Origin of the sequence: Paraburkholderia adhaesiva (assembly GCF_021390575.1) — a bacterium.
GTDB lineage: Bacteria > Pseudomonadota > Gammaproteobacteria > Burkholderiales > Burkholderiaceae > Paraburkholderia > Paraburkholderia adhaesiva.
The window spans coordinates 448,531-468,755 of sequence record NZ_JAJEJQ010000003.1 but is presented as its reverse complement, the minus strand read 5'-3'; the positions used below and the strand labels follow the sequence as shown (position 1 = coordinate 468,755).

At 62.4% G+C, this 20,225-nt stretch carries 16 protein-coding genes; 8 read left to right on the top strand and 8 right to left on the bottom strand.

The window, feature by feature from the left end; translation table 11 throughout:
- Positions 1–108 precede the first annotated feature (108 nt).
- The gene (locus L0U80_RS26190) at positions 109–1,194 is read left to right on the top strand and encodes a porin (RefSeq protein ID WP_233872844.1); all 1,086 of its coding nucleotides are present in this window, start codon (positions 109–111) and stop codon (positions 1,192–1,194) included.
- Between the two features lie 260 nt (positions 1,195–1,454).
- Here L0U80_RS26190 and L0U80_RS26185 read toward each other — a convergent pair whose 3' ends face one another.
- Together L0U80_RS26185 and L0U80_RS26180 are read right to left on the bottom strand one after the other, a co-directional pair.
- A complete protein-coding gene (locus L0U80_RS26185) occupies positions 1,455–1,700 on the bottom strand; it encodes a DUF3820 family protein (protein ID WP_233872841.1) in 246 nt (81 codons plus the stop codon).
- A gap of 218 nt (positions 1,701–1,918) precedes the next feature.
- Entirely contained in the window at positions 1,919–2,524 is a 606-nt protein-coding gene (locus L0U80_RS26180) for a TetR/AcrR family transcriptional regulator (RefSeq protein WP_233872838.1), read from the bottom strand.
- 87 nt (positions 2,525–2,611) lie between these two features.
- Here L0U80_RS26180 and L0U80_RS26175 point away from each other — a divergent pair, with 87 nt between their 5' ends.
- On the top strand, positions 2,612–3,694 hold the full coding sequence (locus L0U80_RS26175; protein WP_233872835.1) for an epoxide hydrolase family protein: 1,083 nt from the start codon (positions 2,612–2,614) through the stop codon (positions 3,692–3,694).
- A gap of 346 nt (positions 3,695–4,040) precedes the next feature.
- On the opposite strand, the gene L0U80_RS26170 is transcribed toward L0U80_RS26175, so the two are convergent.
- Complete coding sequence (locus L0U80_RS26170) at positions 4,041–4,616, bottom strand: TetR/AcrR family transcriptional regulator (RefSeq protein WP_233872832.1); 576 nt, start codon at positions 4,614–4,616, stop codon at positions 4,041–4,043.
- 129 nt (positions 4,617–4,745) lie between these two features.
- Here L0U80_RS26170 and L0U80_RS26165 point away from each other — a divergent pair, with 129 nt between their 5' ends.
- Complete coding sequence (locus tag L0U80_RS26165) at positions 4,746–5,480, top strand: SDR family NAD(P)-dependent oxidoreductase (RefSeq protein WP_233872829.1); 735 nt, start codon at positions 4,746–4,748, stop codon at positions 5,478–5,480.
- A gap of 104 nt (positions 5,481–5,584) precedes the next feature.
- A complete protein-coding gene (locus L0U80_RS26160; RefSeq protein ID WP_233872825.1) occupies positions 5,585–6,184 on the top strand; it encodes an NADPH-dependent F420 reductase in 600 nt (199 codons plus the stop codon).
- Positions 6,185–6,490: 306 nt separating this feature from the next.
- Here L0U80_RS26160 and L0U80_RS26155 read toward each other — a convergent pair whose 3' ends face one another.
- Entirely contained in the window at positions 6,491–7,036 is a 546-nt protein-coding gene (locus L0U80_RS26155; RefSeq protein WP_233872822.1) for a L,D-transpeptidase, read from the bottom strand.
- A 673-nt stretch (positions 7,037–7,709) separates the two neighbouring features.
- Here L0U80_RS26155 and L0U80_RS31580 point away from each other — a divergent pair.
- The 3 genes from L0U80_RS31580 (at position 7,710) to L0U80_RS31725 (ending at position 11,528) form a co-directional block, all read left to right on the top strand.
- On the top strand, positions 7,710–7,925 hold the full coding sequence (locus tag L0U80_RS31580; protein WP_308444890.1) for a GntR family transcriptional regulator: 216 nt from the start codon (positions 7,710–7,712) through the stop codon (positions 7,923–7,925).
- Between the two features lie 51 nt (positions 7,926–7,976).
- Entirely contained in the window at positions 7,977–9,689 is a 1,713-nt protein-coding gene (locus L0U80_RS26145; protein ID WP_233872816.1) for an IlvD/Edd family dehydratase, read from the top strand.
- Positions 9,690–9,959: 270 nt separating this feature from the next.
- A complete protein-coding gene (locus L0U80_RS31725; protein ID WP_308444889.1) occupies positions 9,960–11,528 on the top strand; it encodes a methyl-accepting chemotaxis protein in 1,569 nt (522 codons plus the stop codon).
- Between the two features lie 715 nt (positions 11,529–12,243).
- On the opposite strand, the gene L0U80_RS26130 is transcribed toward L0U80_RS31725, so the two are convergent.
- Positions 12,244–14,778 (bottom strand): penicillin-binding protein 1A, encoded by a 2,535-nt coding sequence (locus tag L0U80_RS26130; RefSeq protein ID WP_267954985.1) that lies wholly within the window; start codon positions 14,776–14,778, stop codon positions 12,244–12,246.
- A 461-nt stretch (positions 14,779–15,239) separates the two neighbouring features.
- On the opposite strand from L0U80_RS26130, the gene L0U80_RS26125 reads away from it, so the two are divergent.
- On the top strand, positions 15,240–16,391 hold the full coding sequence (locus L0U80_RS26125; protein WP_233872813.1) for a porin: 1,152 nt from the start codon (positions 15,240–15,242) through the stop codon (positions 16,389–16,391).
- A gap of 572 nt (positions 16,392–16,963) precedes the next feature.
- Here L0U80_RS26125 and L0U80_RS26120 read toward each other — a convergent pair.
- The 3 genes from L0U80_RS26120 to L0U80_RS26110 form a co-directional block, all read right to left on the bottom strand.
- On the bottom strand, positions 16,964–17,578 hold the full coding sequence (locus L0U80_RS26120; RefSeq protein ID WP_233872810.1) for a flavin reductase family protein: 615 nt from the start codon (positions 17,576–17,578) through the stop codon (positions 16,964–16,966).
- Between the two features lie 775 nt (positions 17,579–18,353).
- Positions 18,354–18,509: a hypothetical protein gene (locus tag L0U80_RS26115; RefSeq protein ID WP_233872807.1), complete on the bottom strand. Its 156-nt coding sequence runs from the start codon at positions 18,507–18,509 to the stop codon at positions 18,354–18,356.
- A gap of 187 nt (positions 18,510–18,696) precedes the next feature.
- Positions 18,697–20,034 carry a hypothetical protein gene (locus L0U80_RS26110; RefSeq protein WP_233872804.1) on the bottom strand — a complete coding sequence of 446 codons (1,338 nt, stop codon included), beginning with the start codon at positions 20,032–20,034 and terminating at the stop codon, positions 18,697–18,699.
- Positions 20,035–20,225 lie beyond the last annotated feature (191 nt).

The window sequence follows — 20,225 nt, the reverse complement described above, 5'->3', positions numbered from 1 at the left end:
CCTGCCGGCTGCATAGCCATCCCAATCCAGCAGAAACGATCCAGCGGGCCCATCGCCCGCTAAGGGCACCTGTTTTTTTTGAATTATCGAACGTCGTCAGGAAAACAAATGAAGAGACACCACATCGCTGCAATGTTGATGCTTCAATCGATCGGCGTCGGGGCCTTTGCTCAGTCGTCGGTGACGATCTACGGTAGCGTCGACAACGGCATCAGCTACATCAGCAACGTTCTGGGCCATTCGGTGGTCAAGATGCAGGATGGCATCAACAAAGCCAACGCCCTCGGTTTCACCGGTACTGAGGATCTCGGCGGTGGCTGGCGCTCCTTCTTCAAACTCGAGAACGGCTTTTCGCTAAACACGGGTGCCATGGGTCAAGGCCTGATTTTCGGCAAGCAGGCGTACGTGGGTCTCGGGAAGTCCGGCATCGGCGATGTCTCTCTCGGTCGTCAGTACGACTACACGCTTCAACTCGAGCGATACATGGCGCCGTTCCTCAATGGCGGCATCATGGTGTTCCAGAATGCGGACCTCGATCGCACGTCGGGCGAGCGCCTGAACAACTCAGTGCAGTTCAACAGCGCGAGCTTCGGGGGACTGACCTTCGGCGCGATGTATTCGTTTGGCCAGAACGCCGGCAGCGCATCGACCAATGAAGGGCGTGCGTATAGCGGTAACGTCCAATATAGCTACGGACCGTTTTCCGGAGCGCTCGTGGTGACCGACATCAACAAGGCACCGGTGTACGCGGGATTGACGGGCGCGCCGACGTTGCTCGGGCTGCGGATGACACCGGCGACGGTGCTGCTGGTCGACAATCAGCGCATCCTTGGTGCAGCGGGCATGTACTCGTTCGGCAACTGGCGCGCTTCGGCAATTTATACGAATACCCAGTTGCAACTGAATGGCCACTCGGAGACCGACCAGGTCGTACACCTCGGCGGCGACTATCGGCTGATGCCTGATGTCTCTCTGTCCGCCAAGGTGTCTTACGACAAGCTCGAAGATTCCCATTGGTATTCGATGAACCTGGCTGCCGACTATCAGTTGTCGAAGCAGACCGATGTCTATCTCGAACTCGCGGGACAAAAGGCCGGCGGAGCAACGGGCACGGTCGCATCGATCGCCACGATGGGCCCCTCGTCGACGGATAAACAGTTCGTGTCCCGCGTTGGTCTTCGGCACTTCTTCTGATTCATGCGGCACCTACCCGGTGTAGCCGGGCTGAGCGGCCGATCGTGGAATTCGACTCATTGCTGGTTCTGCTGAGGCAATGGTGTTGAACGGGCGGCGGGATCTGATTGGTCTCGCAAGCCCGATACGCGAACGTGCAGATGGCTGTTGAGCACCCAAAAGAGCCACCGTTGTCACCTCGGACCCAGCGTCCGCAACGGGTCGGCTGTCGCCGGTCACGATCGGCGGACACCGCCTGATCGACCCGGCGAGCCGGAGTGTTACGACGTTTCGGTAGCGCCTGATTGGCGCTGTCCGCGTTTGGTCAGCGGTTCGAGCAAGTGCCTCAGGCCGTTATGGTCCATCTCTTGCATCAAAGCGAGCAGTTGGCCGAGTTCGCCCCTCGGGAACCCTTCTCGCGCGAACCAGTTGAGGTAGTGCCCGGGGAGGTCGGCGATGAGCCGGCCTTTGTATTTGCCAAAGGGCATCGTGACGGTGACAAGGCGTTCAAGGTCTGGGACTTGCATGGGTGGGTATTGTGCACGACTTTCCGTCGCCACACGCCTGGTACGGCACACCGGCAGCGTGCTGACCGATCCAGTACGACCGTAGGTCGTAAAACCGGCTGAGCATAACGATCCGGATGACCCATCGCTGATCTCCGAACCGACGAAATCGCCCAGAGTGGAAAAATGGATTTCCCGGAGCGCGCTTGCGGGTCGATGTCGGCCGGGGCGACCGTGTTCTACGGTCCGTCCACCAGTCGCTGGATAGTGGTTCCGATCCACTGCTTCAATTCATCGGTGTCGCCAAGGTCGTCGCGGAGTACGCGAAGCCGCGCGGAAATCCCGATGACGAGAATGTCGACCGCGCGGGCACGAGCAGTGGCCTCGTCGTCCGTCATGCCATAGCGAAGCAACTGCTGTCGGAACGGTTCGAGCGACTCTTCGTCGAGGAACTTCGCCAGGGTCTCTGCGGCTTCGCGGCGCTCGCCCGCGGCGCGCAGCAATACGAGGAGCGGATCCTCTCCCTCCATCATCGTCCACCGGGTGACGATGCCCTCGGCCATCCGGCGCCCTATTGACTCGCGGGGGCCGTCGGACAGCGTCTCGAGCTTCAGATGGACCTCAGTCGCGGCCACAAAAAGTCCATCCTTGCCTCCGAAGTATCGGGTGATGAGATTGGGTGACACATTCGCCGCGGCGGCGATCTCGCGGACCTTGGTCCCGGCGAACCCGACTCGGGCGAACTCGCGCCGTGCCGCCGCAAGAATGCGCTCACGGGTTCGGACAGCGTCCTTCGGTCGTGCAGTTTTGGTTTTCACGCTAGCCACATCGTCTTTTTCGGTCATGGTACACGCGAATACAGAAATGTGTATTGCTGTACACATCACTTATGTGTATCGTCGTACACATTCTCTTTGTTTGAGCTCGCGGACATGTCACTTCCTCTTCGCCCGATTTCCGACGACGATCTGTACAGAAGACTCGCGGCGACGCGACGGCCAGGACTTCCGCGAGGTGTAGGTTGGGAACGCGGGACCGATGCTGACTTTCTCGCCAATCTGCTCGATTTTTGGCGTCATCGTTACGACTGGCGAACTCACGAGGCTCGCATCCTCAACTTGCCGTGGGAGTCGGTTGGCGCTGGCGACCGGGCGCTTCGCGTCGTGCATCAACGCGCTGCCCTCCCCGATGCTCCCGCCGTGGTCCTGCTACACGGTTGGCCCGACTCGGTGCTTCGGTTTGAGCGCGTACTGCCTCTGCTGGATGATGTGCATGTTGTCGTACCGGCTCTGCCAGGCTTCCCGTTTGCGTACGAGCTGACGAAGCCGGGAATGACTGGCGTCGCAATGGCATCGCTCATTGCCGATGCGATGGACTCGCTCGGGCATGACCGGTACATCGTTTCGGCCGGCGACTTCGGGGCAGACGTCGCTGAACAGCTCGCCGCGATGCATCCGGACCGGATCGCGGCACTGCATCTGACGAACATCTCACCATTGCACGCGGTGTTCGCGGACCGATCGACGCTGGACCCGGAGGCGTTCCGCTACCTCGATGCCGTCGCGGTCTGGCAACGAAGGGAGGGCGGGTACATCGCGCAGCAGTCGACGAAACCCCATACCGTCGCGCCCGCTCTCATGGACTCACCGGCAGGTCTTGCCGCGTGGCTTGTCGAGAAGCTGCGGAGCTGGTCGGACATTCCGTTCTCCGAAGACGATCTACTGACCTGGATTAGCGCCTACTGGTTCACGGGCACGATCGGGACATCTTTCGCGCCGTATGTCGAGTTCACGCCGCCGGCTCCGTACGTGCAGACGCCCACGGTACTCAGCGCGTTCGCGCACGACATCAAGCTCGCACCGCGCGGGTTCGCTTCGCGGTTCGTCAACGTTCAGGAATTCATCGAGCACGAGAACGGTGGCCACTTTGCAGCGTGGGAGCAGCCGGAGCAATATGCGCGGGACCTGCGACGGGCGATCGCGCTGGGGCATCCGTCGCTCGTGCGAGCGTCCTGAATTTTGCGAGGATATCTGGCGTGGCGTCGCCCGGCTCGTCGCGGACACAACGTCGCTCGACGTGATGCAAATGTACGACTGGCAGGCGTCGAAAAAGAGCTACATCTTCGGAGTGGTCAGCATCGAATCGGGACTCACGGATGACGGCGACCACACTGGCTTCCGGGGCGCAATGGTGCACCGGAGATGCCGGAACAAACCCAAGCTTGATGGAAGGCACCCGGTGGCGAACCGACGGCTGCCGGCCATGTGCGGTCGCCGGGTAGTACAACGGCTCAGCCGCTTCAACGTCTCATCGCCTTCGTCAACAGCCGCTCAAACACCCGACACGGCCATTCGCACTCTGCTACTTCGCATTCTTGACATCGTCGCTCGACCGATTTGTCAGGATGGCGCTCGTAATAACGTGAAAGAGATGATCCCCCCGTGGCGCGAATGCGGGTTGGCCAACGGCCCAGCCGAGCGCCGACATCAGGGCGAACAGGTCAACCCCATCCATATCGGCGCGCGCCGTTCCCTCGGCCTGAGCACGGCGCAGTAGTCGCGCGCCCGCTGAACGCAGCGCTGTGCTCGAAGCGTGAAGCGCGGAGTCCGGGTCCGCGTGCGCCGTCGCAAACAAGGCGCAAATGCCGCTATAGGTACGAACGAATGCCATCCCTTCGCTAAACCAGGACACCAGCGCTTCGTCCGGTGGACTTGATGTCTCGAGTTCGGCTGCCTGCTCTATCAGTTCGTCCACCTTCATACGCAGCAGCGCTTCGAACAAGGCTTCTCGCGTCGGGAAGTGGCGAAGCAGTGTGGCCAACCCGACATTGGCCCGGCGGGCGATATCTCGCATGGACGCGTCTGCTCCATGCTCGGCGACGACGTCGCGCGCGACTTCAAGTAGATGGCTGTAATTTTTTCTGGCGTCGGCGCGCATGGATTTTCTTGACAATTGGATCAGTGATCCATATAAATGAACATGTATCTGGATCAGTGATCCACAAGATACAGCACATTTGTGCAAATGGGAACCGAGGCGCAGGACAGCATCACGAAAGGAGCAGTCATGGGAAAGCTGGACGGTAAGGTAGCGGTCATCACGGGCGGATCGAGCGGCATGGCGCTGGCGAGCGCCAGACGGTTCGTTGAAGAAGGCGCCTATGTTTTCATCACGGGCCGAAGGCAGGAGACGCTCGACGAGGCCGTCAAGCTGATTGGCCGGAACGTGACCGGCGTGCGCGGCGACGCGTCGAGGCTGGACGACCTCGATCGCCTGTTCGATACGGTCAAGCGGGAAAAGGGCAAGATCGACGTCCTGTTCGCGAGCGCTGGCACGGGCGAAGCCGTCCCGCTGGGCGAGATTACCGAGCAGCATTTCGATGCGATCTTCGATCTGAATACGCGCGGAACGCTGTTTGCGGTTCAGAAGGCGTTGCCGCTGTTCAACGATGGCGGATCGATCTTCATGACCGGATCGGTTGCGTCGGTGAAAGGTTTTCCAGGTTACGGCGTGTATTCAGCGAGCAAGGCGGCGTTGCGCTCATTCGCACGCACCTGGCTTAACGAACTGAAGGGCAGGAATATCCGGGTGAACGTGTTGAGCCCGGGGCCGATCGCCACACCAATGCAGGACCAGGTTCTCACCGAGGAGGCGAAGCAGATGTTCGAATCGCTAATCCCGCGGGGAAAGATGGGTCGTCCTGAGGAAATTGCGACGGTCGCGCTGTTTCTTGCTTCAGACGATTCGAGCTTCGTGAATGGAGTGGAATTGTCAGTCGACGGCGGCTTCTCGGCCATCTGAAATCGCGCCGAAAAGCGTTTCGAAGGGCCTGCAAACTTGACGAAGATGGTCCTGATTCTGTCTATAAATATGGATTCCTGATCAATTTTTAATGGAGAGTTAGCATGAGCTATTCGATTATTGGCTTTGGCGCGGTAGGCCAGGCACTCGCCCGAGCGTTTGCGAGGAAGGACATCGAGGTGGCCGTCGCAAGCCGGCGCCCTCCGGAGACGTTGATGCAGCAGGCGCAAGCGATCGGCCCCACCGTTGTGCCCAGGACGCTGCAAGACGCAATCGCGTCCGACACGATCTTCCTGGCAGTTCCGTTTTGGGAACATCGCGAAGTCGCGAAGCAGATCACAACCTGGCAGGGCAAGACGATTATCGACACGACAAACGCTTTGGGTGTTTCCGTTGAAGACCTGGAAGGTCAGCCGTCGTCCGCGTTTGTCGCCAAAGCGTTTACCGGCGCCAGGTTCGTAAAGGGCTTTAACCATCTGCCCGCTGCGGTTCTGGCTGCTGATCCGAACGTGAATGGCGGAAGCCGCGTCGTGTTTTTGTCGAGCGATGACGAAAATGCGGTGGCACCGGTCGCAGCTCTGGCCGAACAACTCGGTTTCGCGCCGATCGCGCTAGGGCCGCTCAAGGATGGCGGCGCGCTCGTCCAGGCCAAGGGGAATACCTGGGCTCAACTGATCTTCAAGGATCTCTTCAAGTTCAAATAACGGCACATCACGGCAAAGTCACAGCGGCCATGTAATGCCGACGGATGTCCGTTCGGGCCTGGCGGATTCAACCGGTCGATGCAACACAATCAAAACTGCGTGAGCAGCTGGAGTGTTGCATCGACCGGTTGAATCCACAAACGAACTCCGCCTGTCCTCGATTTCGCCCGATTTTGATTTCGGGGCACCTGGCGCGCGCACCGGTTTTTCTTGAAGAACGGCGCGGTGCTTCGCGTGAAGTCCGCGTCAGAAACGGGTGATCACCATCGCTGAGACACGCACTATCGATGTCGTGTCACGACTCGTTCAAGTGCGGTAGACGAATACCCGTGTCCCTTTGGGGATGGTGTCCCATAGCCGTTTCATGGCGACTTCGGAACCAACCCCCATACATCCGTGGCTAGCCCCGTAGTACCCTTCCGTCTGGAACTGGTACGACAAATGGAAGGCTTCACCAGTAGCAGGGAATTTGTCCCACGCAATGAACATCGCATACGGCATGGGTGTGCCATAGACGGTGGACACGTGATTGCGACTCTTGCTGGCAATACGGCCGTAGCCTTCCCCCGTTTGATACCGGGTACCACGCGTGTCCCCCGGGCGAATATAAAACGACCACTGCGGCTTACCACCTTCGTAGATAGTGGCAATGTAAGTCGTTTTATCGACACAAATAATCCGCCGGGCCTTGGTGCACTCGCTCGGCGAAGTCGCTGGCGGGGTCGCTGAGTTAAAGTCAAAACCCGCCGGAAATGCCGGGGGCCCACCGACCACATCATGCGGCTCAACGGCTGGGTTCATAGCCAGGGCGCTAGCGGCTTGATCCTGGATCAATTTGATCGCTTGAGCCATGGGAGTTCCTGCGGGAGGTATCACCACCGATGCCGACGCTCTAGAAGCGGACGGCGCAGGATGTGTCGCCGCGACATCTAATGCGACAGGCAATGGAGACGTTGTCGCGACTGCGGAGGACGTGGCGACAGGGTGGATACCGTCCGCGCTGCGTTCCGCGCGCGAGTTACCGGCACCGACAACTAAAACGGCTACGGCTCCTGCCGCCAGGAGCGAGCTAACCACAATACCTCGACGAACCCGTGAGTAACCCGTCATTAATTCTCCGAACGCGGTACTTTCATCACCGCACGTTTTCCACGACCTGACACGTGGCGTGAGCCACAGGGAGTGCCAGCATAGTTGGTTTCCCTCGGCATGCACGACGGCGCATGAAGGAATACCCACTATGCGTCAACGCCCGCTGAAATTTGACCCATCGGGGTTTGGTGAACCACCCCGAGTCTGGTGGATGCTCCAGCTCTCGAGAAAAAGGGTATGTTCCGCAAATTTTCTGTGCGGAAGGTTGCGGACGGTTATCAGGTGACTAACGGTCGCATGCGCCTTCACGCGACACTCGACGCATCTGGAAGTGCTGCGATCGTAGACGGACAGAAAGCGGGAACGTAAGACCCCGATTCGCTTGGCGCAGCATGTTCCCGTTCGACACATTTCGCGACACGCAGTAGGCGCTGTGCTAGTTTTAAAACGTACGCACCGGTTATGTCTGTCAAAACCGATCCCAAAGCGTGCGCTGCACAAGTCCATCGTGCCCGGCGTTTGCTTTCCCGGCGGCGTACTGCCCAATGAAATCGAACTCGCCCGTTCACGCGGCGTGAGCCGCACGGTCGCACGCGAGGTGCTCCAGAAACTCGCGGCGCCCGGACTGGTCGAGGTGAAGCGGCGCTAGCGCACCATGCGCGACCGTCACCCTCGCGGGCGTGGGATCGGAGGAGACATCATGCGCAAACTTCGCTCGCAATCCTGGTTCGGCCGCACCGACAAGGACGGCTTCATTCACCGCTCCTGGATGAAGAACCAGGGCATCCCGCACGACCAGTTCGATGGCCGCCCGGTGATCGGCATCTGCAATACGTGGTCGGAACTCACACCGTGCAACGCGCATTTCCGCGAGCTTGCCGAATACGTGAAGAAGGGCGTGCACGAAGCCGGCGGCCTGCCGCTCGAATTTCCCGTCATGTCGCTCGGCGAGACCAACCTCCGGCCCACGGCGATGCTGTTTCGCAACCTCGCGTCGATGGACGTCGAAGAGTCGATCCGCGGCAATCCCATCGATGGGGTGATCCTGCTGGTCGGCTGTGACAAGACCACGCCCGCACTCTTGATGGGCGCCGCCTCCTGCAACCTCCCCGCGCTTGCCGTTTCCGGCGGACCGATGCTCAACGGGCGTTTTCGCGGGCACGACATCGGCTCGGGAACGGGCGTGTGGCAGATGTCCGAAGCCGTACGCGCGGGCACCATGACGCAGGTCGAGTTCGTCGAGGCCGAATCGTGCATGAACCGCTCGCGCGGGCATTGCATGACGATGGGCACGGCGTCGACGATGGCCTCGATGGTCGAAGCACTCGGCATGGGCTTGCCGCACAACGCCGCCATTCCGGCCGTCGATGCGCGCCGCCAGGTGCTCGCGCATCTCGCGGGGCGACGTATCGTCGAGATGGTTCGCGACGATCTCACGATGACGAAGATCCTCACGCGCGAGGCCTTCGAAAACGCGATCCGCACGAACGCCGCGATTGGCGGCTCGACGAATGCGGTCGTGCATTTGATCGCGCTCGCGCGGCGCATCGGCGTGCCGCTTTCGCTCGACGACTGGGAACTGGGCACGGACGTGCCGTGCCTCGTGAATCTCCAGCCTTCGGGCCAGTATCTGATGGAAGACTTCTATTACGCGGGCGGGTTGCCGGCCGTGTTGCGACAACTCGGCGAACAAGGGCTGCTGCATCGCGACGCGCTGACCGTCAACGGCAGGACGATCTGGGAAAACGTTCAGGATGCCGAAAATTACAACGAACAGGTCATCACGCCGTTCGAGCATCCGTTCAAGCCGCGCGCCGGCATCGCCGTACTCAAGGGCAACCTCGCGCCGGACGGCGCGGTCATCAAGCCATCGGCGGCGACGCCTGCGCTGCTGCGTCATCGCGGCCGCGCCGTGGTGTTCGAGAACGTCGAAGAACTGCACGAGAAGATCGACGACGATTCGCTCGACATCGACGAGCACTGCGTCATGGTCCTCAAGGGCGCGGGGCCGAAGGGTTATCCGGGCTTCGCCGAGGTCGGCAACATGCCGCTGCCGAAGAAGGTCCTGCAAAAAGGCATCACCGATATGGTGCGCATCTCCGATGGCCGCATGAGCGGCACAGCCTATGGCGCCGCCGTGCTGCACGTCTGCCCCGAAGCGGCTGCGGGCGGGCCGCTCGCGCTGGTGCGCACGGGCGACATGATCGAGCTTGACGTCGATGCGCGCCGTCTGCATCTGGACGTGTCCGACGAGGAACTCGCGCGCCGCAGAGCCGCCTGGAAGGCCCCCGAGCTGCCCGAGCGCGGCTATTACCGCCTGTACGTCAAGCACGTCCTGCAGGCGAGCGACGGCGCGGACCTCGACTTTCTCGTGGGCGCCAGCGGCGCGCCGGTGCCGCGCGAGTCACACTGACCCGACACTGACCCGACACTGACCCCGCACTGCCCCCGCATTGGCCTATCACGCGAGGCGTCGCACGCGGCGCCTCGCCGATCCGGCCAACAAGTCACCTTGATGAAAAAAAGTCAAGCCCATTCGAGGCCCGACTCTACAGGAAATTCTCAGCCAAACGTAAAAAAAGGGTTCAGATTGCTCCAAATCGACCGATAAGCAGATTGGCCTGGCGGTTTCCAGCCGCCAGGGTTGGATTTTGAGTAGCGAAAGAGACCAGGAATTCTGAAAGTGAAACGTACATCGTTAAATAGAAAAGCTTGGAGCATCGTCGCCCTGTTATGGATCTCGCTGGTCGTTCTGGTCGTCGCAGACGCGATCATGACGCGCCAGAGCCTGTGGAGCGACCGCGAGGACATGCTCGCCCAGCAGACCGAGACCGCCATGGGCGTGGTGGCCTTCTATCAGAAGCAGGCTGCTTCCGGCCAGATCTCCGCGGACGAGGCAAAGCGCCAGGCCATCGCCACGCTGCGCGGCCTGCGCTATGGCGCTAACCAGAGCGGATACTTCGGCATTTACGATTCGCAGTACATGGGCGTGATGATCCCGCCCAAGCCTGAACTCGAGAACAAGAGCCAGGCCGACATGGTCGACCCGCAAGGCACGCACGTAGCCGTCGAGATCGTGAAGAGCGCGTTGCCGGGCGGCAATCATATTAGCCACTACGTGTGGCCCAAGGCGGGCAACAGCGAGCCGGTCGACAAGATCACCTACGCCGAGGCCGTTCCGGAGTGGGGCTGGGCCCTCTTCACGGGCGCCTATGTCGACGACATTCAGGCCGCGTTCCTGAGCGCGCTGATGCGTAATCTCGCGCTCGTGGCGGTCATCGGCGTGGCGGTCACGCTCGGCATGCTCTGGCTGATCCGCAACATCCGCACGAGCCTCGGCGGCGAACCCGACTACGCCACCGAGATCTGCACGCGCATCGCCGCTGGCGACTTCACCACCCAGGTGAAGCTCGCGAACGGCGACAACGGCAGCCTCCTCTACGCGATGGGCGAGATGCAGAAGCAACTCGTGGACACGGTGCGACGTATCCAGACGTCCGCCGAATCGATCACGACCGGCTCCAACGAAATCGCCACCGGCAATCTCGACCTCTCCTCGCGCACCGAAGAGCAAGCCGCCTCGCTCGAAGAGACCGCCGCGAGCATGGAAGAGCTGACCGCCACGGTGAAGCACAACACCGACAATGCGCGCCAGGGCAACACGCTGGCCGTCAACGCATCCGAAGTCGCGGCACGCGGCGGCGATGTCGTGCGCCGCGTCGTGAGCACGATGCACGAGATTTCGTCCACGTCGGAACGCGTCGAGCAGATCATCGGCGTGATCGACGGCATCGCGTTCCAGACCAACATCCTCGCGCTCAACGCGGCTGTGGAAGCCGCACGCGCGGGCGAGCACGGCAGGGGCTTCGCGGTGGTCGCGAGCGAAGTGCGTGCGCTCGCGCAGCGCAGTGCGACGGCTGTGAAGGAGATCGAAGGATTGATCGCCGAATCCGTGACGACGGTCGAAACCGGCTACCGCATCGCCGGCGAAGCGAGCACGACGATGCGCGCCATCGTCGCGCGCGTGGAAGAAGTGCGCTCGATCATTGGCGACATCAGCGCGGCATCGCGCGAGCAGTCGGGTGGCATTGAACAGGTGAACCTGGCCGTCACGCAGATCGGCGAAGCGACGCAGCAGAACGCGGCGCTGGTGGGCGAGGCCGAGCGCGCCGCTATCGCGCTGAATGAGCAGGCTGCGAGGCTTGCGGGGCTTGTTGCTGTGTTCAACGTCGGCGCCCAGACGCGGGGGTGATCGGCTCGGCGGGGGAAACGCTGCTGTGCGCGGCGCCGGGGGTGCCGTGCCTGTGACGCGGCGTCGATGCGTCATTCCTTTGGCGTCAAGGACTTGGGTGCGATGTCCCACGCTTGCCCACAGCCCTTTCCACGAAATCTGTGGAAAAGTGCGGGGCGCGATGGGCCTTTAATGTGCCTCGATCGCCGCTATGTCGTGTCTTTCCTTGTGCGTCAAGCACTTGGCCGCGATGTCCCAAGCTTGCCCACAGCCCTTTCCACGAAATCTGTGGAAAAGTACAGCGCGCGACGGGCCTCCGATGTGCCTTGATTGCCGCTACGTCGTGTCTTTTCTTGCGCATCAAGTACTTGGCCGCGATGTCCCACGCTTGCCCACAGCCCTATCCACGAATTCTGTGGAAAAGTGCGGGGCGCGATGTGCCTCCGATGTGCCTCCGATGTGCCTCGCTCGCCGCTACGTCGTGTCTTTCCTTCCGCATCAAGGACTTGGCCGCGATGTCCCAAGCTTGCCCACAGCCCTTTCCACGAATTCTGTGGAAAAGTGCGATAAGCCGTGCCTGCTTCGCAACTCCGACGCATCAACCCTTGCGCATCAGGCACTTAGCTCCGCTATCCCAAGCTTGCCCACAAGCCTTTCCACGAAATCTGGGGATAAAGTCGAACGCGACATCCGGCTCGTCGCCCAGACCAGCACAACAGCCCAGCGCGCTACGACATCACTGCCCCGGCTGCTGCTGCACCGGCGGCGTGTACTGCGCGCCGGCAGCGCCCGGGGCGGGCTCGGCATCATCAGGCGTAGGCGTTGGCGCGAGCGCCGGCTCCTGAGGAAGGTGCGGCGGCGTCGCACCCGGCGCGCTAGCCGGAGCGATGATCGGCGGCAAGCCCACTTCGTAAGGCTGTGACGCAGCGGTCGGTGCGGAGGCCGAAGACACCGCCTCGGAAGCCGCCGAAACACCGGCCGCAGCCGATGCCGCAACTTCCGGCGCCGAAGCAGCCACAGGCGCAGTCCGCTGCGCCTGAACCGGCGCACGTTTGACTGGCACCTCGACCGTCGGCTTAGACCCAAACAGCTTCTCGATCCACGCAGTCAGGTTCTGGCGGAACGTCTCGAACATACCGGGCGCCACTTCCGTATCGAAGCGCGCGTGCGGATCGACGACACGCGCACGCAGCGCGCGCTGGAAGAAATCGCCGACAATCGGCAGCGCGCTGCGCGCGCCCTGCCCCCAGTAGTCGTCGAGCGTCACGCGGCCGTCGTCGAATCCCACCCACGAGCCCGCCACGAGCTGCGGCGACATCAGCACGAACCAGCCGTCCGTGTTGCCCTGCGTGGTGCCGGTCTTGCCCGCGACATCCGCGCGGATACCGAAGCGCGAGCGGATGCTCGACCCCGTCCCGCGGTTCACCACGTCGCGCATCACGTCGATCAGCGTGCGGTCGGCGGGAGCGGAGAGTGCGCGCTCGGGCGACGCACTCGCGAATTCCGCGAGCACGTTGCCCTTGCTGTCCTCGATGCTCGTGACCATGCGCGGTTCGATGTATTCGCCATCGTTGGCGATCGTGCTGTACGCCGACACCATCTCCTTGAGCGTCACCGGACTCGTGCCGAGTGCAAGCGACGGCACCGGTTCCAGTTGGCTGTCGCGCACGCCCATCGCACGCGCGAGGCGCGCGACCTTGTCCGGGCCCACTTGCTGCATCAACTGCGCGGTAATGCGATTACGCGACCAGGCGATCCCGTCACGCAGCGTCATCGGCTTGTTGGTCGGCGCTTCGGCGTCGTCGGGGCGCCAGATTTCTGCGCCCTTCACGGGAATCTCGACGGGCTGATCGATGAAAGTGTCAGTCGGTTTCGCGCCGCTGGCGAAGGCCGCGCCATAGACGAACGGCTTGAACGTCGATCCCGGCTGACGCCGCGCCTGCTGGACGTGATCGTAGGGCTCGCCCGTGAAATCGCGGCTGCCAACCCACGCCTTGATCTGGCCGTTCCGCGGATCGATCGCGAGGAAGCCTGCCTGCACTTCCGTCTTCGCCTTGCACAGACCGCGCATGAACGTGCGATCGGAAGCGAGGTGCTTCAGCGCATCCTGGTCGTTCGCGCCCGCGTCGCGTGCCGCCTTGTAGTCCAGCGTCTCGCGCATGAACGTCCTGAAGAGATCGTTGCCCGCGGTGCAGCCGTTGCGTCCACTCCACGCGCCGTTTGCGATGCCCTGCAACTGGTTCGCGTGCTGCGTGAGCGCGGCCGTCGCCATCGACTGCAGGCGCGCGTCGATCGTCGTGTGCACAACGAGTCCATCCGAGTAGACGTTGTAGTCGTTACGGTCCGCCCACGAGATCAGCCAGCGGCGCAGTTGCTGCGCGAAGTGCGGTGCGGGGCCCGGCGGCTCGGTCTGGCGCTCGAAATCGATTCCCAGCGGCTTCTTCGAGAGCGTCGCGTACTGCGCGGGCGTGAGCTTGCCGTACTTCACCATCTGCCCAAGCACCGTGTTGCGCCGTGCGAGCGCGCGCTCGGGGTTGAGCACCGGGTTGTAGTAGGCGTTGCCCTTGAGCATGCCCGTGAGCGTCGCGCTCTGCAGGATGTCGAGCTGATCCGCCGACACGCCGAAGTAAGTGCGCGCCGCCATCTCGATACCGTATGCGTTGTAGAGGAACGGAACGGTGTTCAGATACGTTTCGAGAATCTGCGGCTTGCTGTAGACGGCCTCGATCTTGAACGCCGTGATGGCTTCCTTGATCTTGCGCGTGAGTGTGGGCGCGCGGCCGATCTCGTCCGGATACAGATTGCGCGCGAGCTGCTGCGTGATTGTCGAACCACCCTGGCGGTCACCCGAAAACGTGCGCAGCGCGGCACCCGCCGTGCGCTTGAAGTCGATGCCGTGGTGTTCGTAGAAGCGGTGGTCTTCGGTCGAGACCAGCGCGTCGACCATATACGGCGAAATGTCGCTGAGCGGCACCCATTCGCGATTCGATGGCTTGAACTCGGCTAGCAGCTTGCCATCGGCGGAGAGGATCTGCGCGGGCTTGTCGACGCGCGCCTTGCGGATATCGCCGATGCCGGGCGTGAACGGGATCAGCACCAGCACGTAAAGGACGACCAGCGCGGGGACTGCGGCCATCGCGTAGAGGACGGTGCGCCGCGTGGGATGCCGCAGATGGTCGAGCCCTTTGAGGAGGAGCGGCCGTATCCGGGCGCAAGCGGCCGCGGAAAGCGGTTTGACACCGGCAGCGGCGGCCGCGAGAGCAGGCCTCAGGCGGGCGGACCATTTCGCGAATTGATCGCGAACACACGACACGTAACGCTTCACGCGGGAAAGGGATTGGCTGGCAAAGCGTGCATCGTATCAAAAAATCCCGGACGGTCCGGCGGCGAGCCTGGATCGCCGGGCATGGGCCGCCGAAGTCAACCGCTGCTGGCTACTTTTCTGGCTCTTCAATGACATGGCATGCCGACCGACACCCGCCATCGGCGAGACGAGACCGGTGTTGTGCAAATGCCACTCACGCGCCACCAGACTGCGTGCACCCTTCCACGGGTGGTGACCACTGAAACGTTACCGCGCCGGTATTTGAGACCGATGCTTCATTTAAATGACGCGATTCTTCTCAATTTAAGAAAAGACCGTTCGAAACGTGGAAGGCATTTTAACGAATGCGCTTTTCTATACTCCGCAGCGCTTCAACCCAATATCGCTAAAGAACTGGAGTAGTTACAGTGAAAAAAATTTCCATCGCCGTTGCAAGCGTTGCTGCGTTCGCCGCAGCATCGGCCCACGCTCAAAGCTCGGTTACGCTGTACGGCCTCATCGACGCCGGCATCGCTTACACGAATAACGTCGCCGGCAGCGGTCGCGTCGCGCTTCAGAGCGGCAACATCAGCGGCAGCCGTTTCGGTCTGCGCGGCGGCGAAGACCTCGGCGGCGGACTCAAGGCCATCTTCGTGCTCGAGAACGGTTTCGACGTCGCCAACGGCGGGTTGAAGCAGAACAACCGTATGTTCGGTCGCCAGGCGTTCGTCGGCCTGTCGAGCAACCAGTTCGGCACGGTCACGCTGGGTCGTCAGTACGACACCACCGTCGATTTCGTCACGCCGCTGTCGGCGACGAGCGGCACGTTCGGCGATTCGGGCTTCGCACACCCGTATGACAACGACAACCTGCAGCACACCGTCCGCTTCAACAACGCGGTCAAGTTCACGAGCCAGAACTACAACGGCTTCAAGTTCGGCGGCATGTATGCGTTCAGCAACAGCACCGAGTTCGCCGTGAGCCGCGCCTACAGCGCAGCCGCGAGCTACAACTTCGGACCGCTGAACATCGCTGCGGGCTACCTGCAGTCCAACGGTTCGGGCCTCAAGGTCGGCGCCAACTACGCGAACACCACCGGCGCGGTCGACCAGGCCGAAGTCAAGTCCACCGCCAACGGCGGCAACCTGACGTCCGACGTGCAACGCTCGATCGCTGCAGGCGTGAACTATGCGTTTGGCCCGGCAGTCGTCGGCTTCGTCTATTCGCACGCCCAGTACCAGGGCACGAGCGCGTTCGGCCTGAACAATGGCTCGGCACGCTTTGACAACTACGAAGTCAACGGCATGTACAACTTCACGACGGCACTCAAGGCCGGCATCTCGTACACGTACACCGACGCGCATCTGAACGGCGCGACGACGTTCGGCGCCGATCCGAAGTGGAATCAGGTGAACGCAATTGCGCGTTATTCGCTGAGCAAGCGCACCGAAGTGTACGCAGAAGCCATGTACCAGCACGCTACGGGCAGCCAGAACGTCGCGGTCATGTACAACGCGGGCGGCGCATCGTCGACGGCCAATCAGGTGATGGGCGCAGCGGGCATTCTGACGCGCTTCTAAGCTTGCGCTGACGAATCGCGAGCATCGCGACGGTCCGGCGGTTGCGTTTTTGACGCGGCCGCTGTTTCCGTCCTGGTCACCATTTCGTTACTGAGGTGACTCACGTTTCGCCAGGTGCAGTACGGGGTATATCGACGAATAACGTCGGATCGGGCGCACCGCTTCGTCGTTTTCAGACGCAACGTTGGTGCTCGCACCCATCTCTCACTTCTCGACCTGGGTGAGTCTTTTTCGCCGTCCAACGAGGCGGGCCAATGTGACGACAGGTGACAAACAGCCCGACCGGCCTACGCCGGTCGGGCTGTTTCTTTTTGCGGAAGGCCACTATCGGGACCGAAACGTTGATCCGCCTCGGCCTGAGCAAGCACTGCATTTCCTGCGCATGCTGCAGGACGCGCCTTAGGCGCTTGAAATGCCTCGTGCACCATGCCACTCAATCGCGCAATCAGACCCCGCCCGCATAGTGTCGATCGCGTTCCGCTCAATCCTTCTGCGTGCAATCGACACGCGCGCCCCGCCATCGGCGAAGTGAAGAAGCGTCGACAAACCGCTTGCGATCGCCGCGACCCCACCTACACCGTCGGCCGGATCATCTGGAACATTTCACCGATCTGCGCGTAATCGGCGCTATAACCGGCGCGCATGACGGGCTGTGCCGCGCGCGTGTCGAACGCACCGTCCTTGAGATATTCCTCGCGGATATGCACCCCCACCACCTGGCCGAGGGCGAGCCAGTTGTCCATCGGCGTGCCATCGATCGTATTGAGCCGCACGACCTGGAGCAGTTTGCATTCGAGCGCAGCGGGCGACTCGGCGACATGCGGCACGTTCACGTTGCGCCCCGGCGCGGGCGTGAGTTCCGCCAGCGCGAACTCATCGACATCGGTGGCGACGGGCGCCGATGTGAGGTTCATCTGCGCGGCGAGCGCCTTCGACGTCAGATTCCAGACGAATTCGCCGGTCTCCTCGATGTTGCGGATGCTGTCCTTGCGGCCTTCGCTGCAGAACCCGATGACGGGCGGAAACGTCGCAAACGCTCCGAAGAAGCTGTACGGCGCGAGGTTCAGGCAGCCTTGCGCCGAGCGACTGGAAATCCAGCCGATCAGTCGCGGCGCGACGATCGCCTTGAACGGATCGTGAGGCAGACCGTGACCGACCGCAGGATCGTAGAAATAGGTGTTCGACATGGTGGCAAATCTCGTGGGAAAGCCCCGAGCGGGGCGCTAGCGTCGGGAATCCGCGGACATCAGGAGCACGTCCGTGAAGAACAAGACACTGCTCGTCATATTAACGTGGTGACGAAAGCAATCTTCTTTGGGTCGTCCGCAAACACTGTGGGCGCACAGCTCATGCGGTGAAGGCTGAGCATCGCGCCATCGGGTTGTTGTTTGGCTGGGCGCGACGCGCAACGGTCATGCGCTACTGATATCGTTGTTCGATCGACCATCCGGAAGACTCGAACTGGCGTCAAACGAGGCACACCGGATTTGTCCACAGTTTTCGTGGAAAGGGATGTGGACAACCTGGGCATATCCCGGACAAGCTATTGACGCGCAACGTTTTTCCGTCGCACGGTCAGATTTGTGCAGCGGGGCTGCAGCGGGGCACAACTGCCCGCGATGAGCTTGCGGCATGCTGCCTTCACGCGCACGAGGCTCGCGTTGTCCGAATCGAAGAAGTGAGAGCTTGCGCGAATGCTCAGCGCGAGGCGCCCCACCTGCACTTACTCGCGCAGCGCCGCGAACTGCAGCCAGTTGCCTTCCGGGCCCGTCATTTCCTGGCCATGTTCATGCCGAAGGCACCCTTCGGCACGTCAACTCGCATTGCGTGCGCCGCGCCCGCAGCAGGCGCGACTACAAATGCAACAGGGCCTGCTCTCTTCAGAGAGCAGGCCCTGCATGACAGACGTATTCGATGCGACGACAGTGGCGGCTGACGCCCCCTGTGCCGCTTGCGCGCCAGTTAGTTACGCGGAATGCCGAACGGCACGTAGCGCGACCGGCGAATGCGCTCGGCTTCGCGGTGACGTGCTGCGTACGAGTAATCCGAATCCATCGGCAAGTACGGCGAGACGAAGAACTCGCTCACCCTTTCGAACAGTGCGAGGATAAAGCTCATGGCGACTCCCAGTCGGTTAGTAGATCAGGGTTTTCCCTAGGACGAACCAATTATAGGGTTTTCCCTGACATCCGCCTAGTGCATTGCAGCAAAAAATCTGCGGCAGCGCGTCGCACTTCTGAGTACGTCGCCGTTGCGTTGCGTCAAAGCGACACTTCGGCGACGGCTTAGGGGGTCGAAATACTTTTTATTGACTGGCTGCACGGGCACGGTGAACGTGCGTCGCGGCGCGCTGTACGTGATGCGCAGGGCTCGTCGCCACCGGACGGGCTGTGCTCTGCGAGACGGCTTGCGCGGCAGGCGCCTCGGCCTGGGACGGAAGATGCGCGAGCGCGCCCGCGATCGCGGCCTGCTGGTCCTGCAACATCTGCGCGAGGCGCTGCTGCTGGGCGCTGGCGTCGGCCGCGAGGCGCGAAAGGATAACGGTCTGCGCGGCACCGACAGCCACAGTCACCAGCAGCGCGCCCACCACAGCACCGAACATCCACCTCATGCGGCGCGACAACCCGGCCGCCGCACGGCGCTGATCGGCGATCACGCAATTGAGCGCCTCGATGGTCTCTGCAAAAGCCGCCGCCCGTGCGGGGTCCAGTTCAGCCGGTGCCGGGCGGGCGGCGGACGTCGCGGCATCGGCAACCGCTGACTCAGCCACCGTGCCAGCACGCGCGACATCCCCGGCATCGCGGAATGGCGGCGCCGGGCGATCGCTCGCTGGCGACGCTTCCGCGCTCGGCGCGTTGGCCGGCTCGGAAGGCTGTCCCGGTCCGGCGCAGGGTGCATCGCCAGCGGTAGCGGAATCGGCGTCCGCTGCGCGCGATACCGCCCGGCCACCCTTCGCCGGTCGCGGCGCGGCGATGGCTGGAGTCGAACGCAACTGCGCAAGTGCCTGCCCCGGCAGCATCGGCCTGGCCGCGGCCTCGTCCACCTGAGTCGTGGCAGCGTCCGGGAAAACCACCTCGGCGGCAGTACTCCCCTCCGCCACGGTCAGGTCCTGCGGTCTGTCCGTTACCGGTACGACCTCGCCGGCTGTCACTTCGCTGCCGCCGGACGCATTCGCCGCAGATTCCGGCGCCGCAGCGACTTCGCTCGCTACACCGCCGTTAGCATCGTCGCGCGGCGCGGCATCAGTCGCGTCCCCGGTCACAACCGCCGTCGAAACTTCCGCCGGAGCGCTGTTGCGCGACACCGCAACCACGGCCTTGGCGCCGTCTGTCGTTTCGGTGACTTGCGATGCCTCTACCGGCTGGCGCTCCTGCTCCAGCAGATCGAAACTGCCCGGCACGCCCGTGCGATGGTCGGTCCCGGTCACCTGAACGGGCGCATGCAACGGATCGGCGGCAAAGAGATCAAGCGTGCTCTCGTCGCGCAGCGGCTCGCCCGGTTGTGCGAGCGCCTGCGTGGACTGTGCCGCGCGCGCTGGCTTGTTTTCCGAATCGCGGGAAGCGGACGATGCCCGTCGCTTCGACGGCCCGCGACGCGCCGCGCGCGAGGGGCTCAGGAGATCGTTATCTGCGTTTTCTGCCATGGGGAATCGAGGCTCCCTGAGCCGCGCGCGGACTGGTCCGGTCCGCCGCGCAACATGTTTTATCGAGATCGCATTGTCGCATGACCACGCGCGGCGACAGCGCCGCTCCCGTGGCGCACAGCGAGCGAAACGCGGGCGCGACAAACATCGACAGCAGCTTGCGCGCCGCGCGTCAGGCGGGGGGCGCAGCG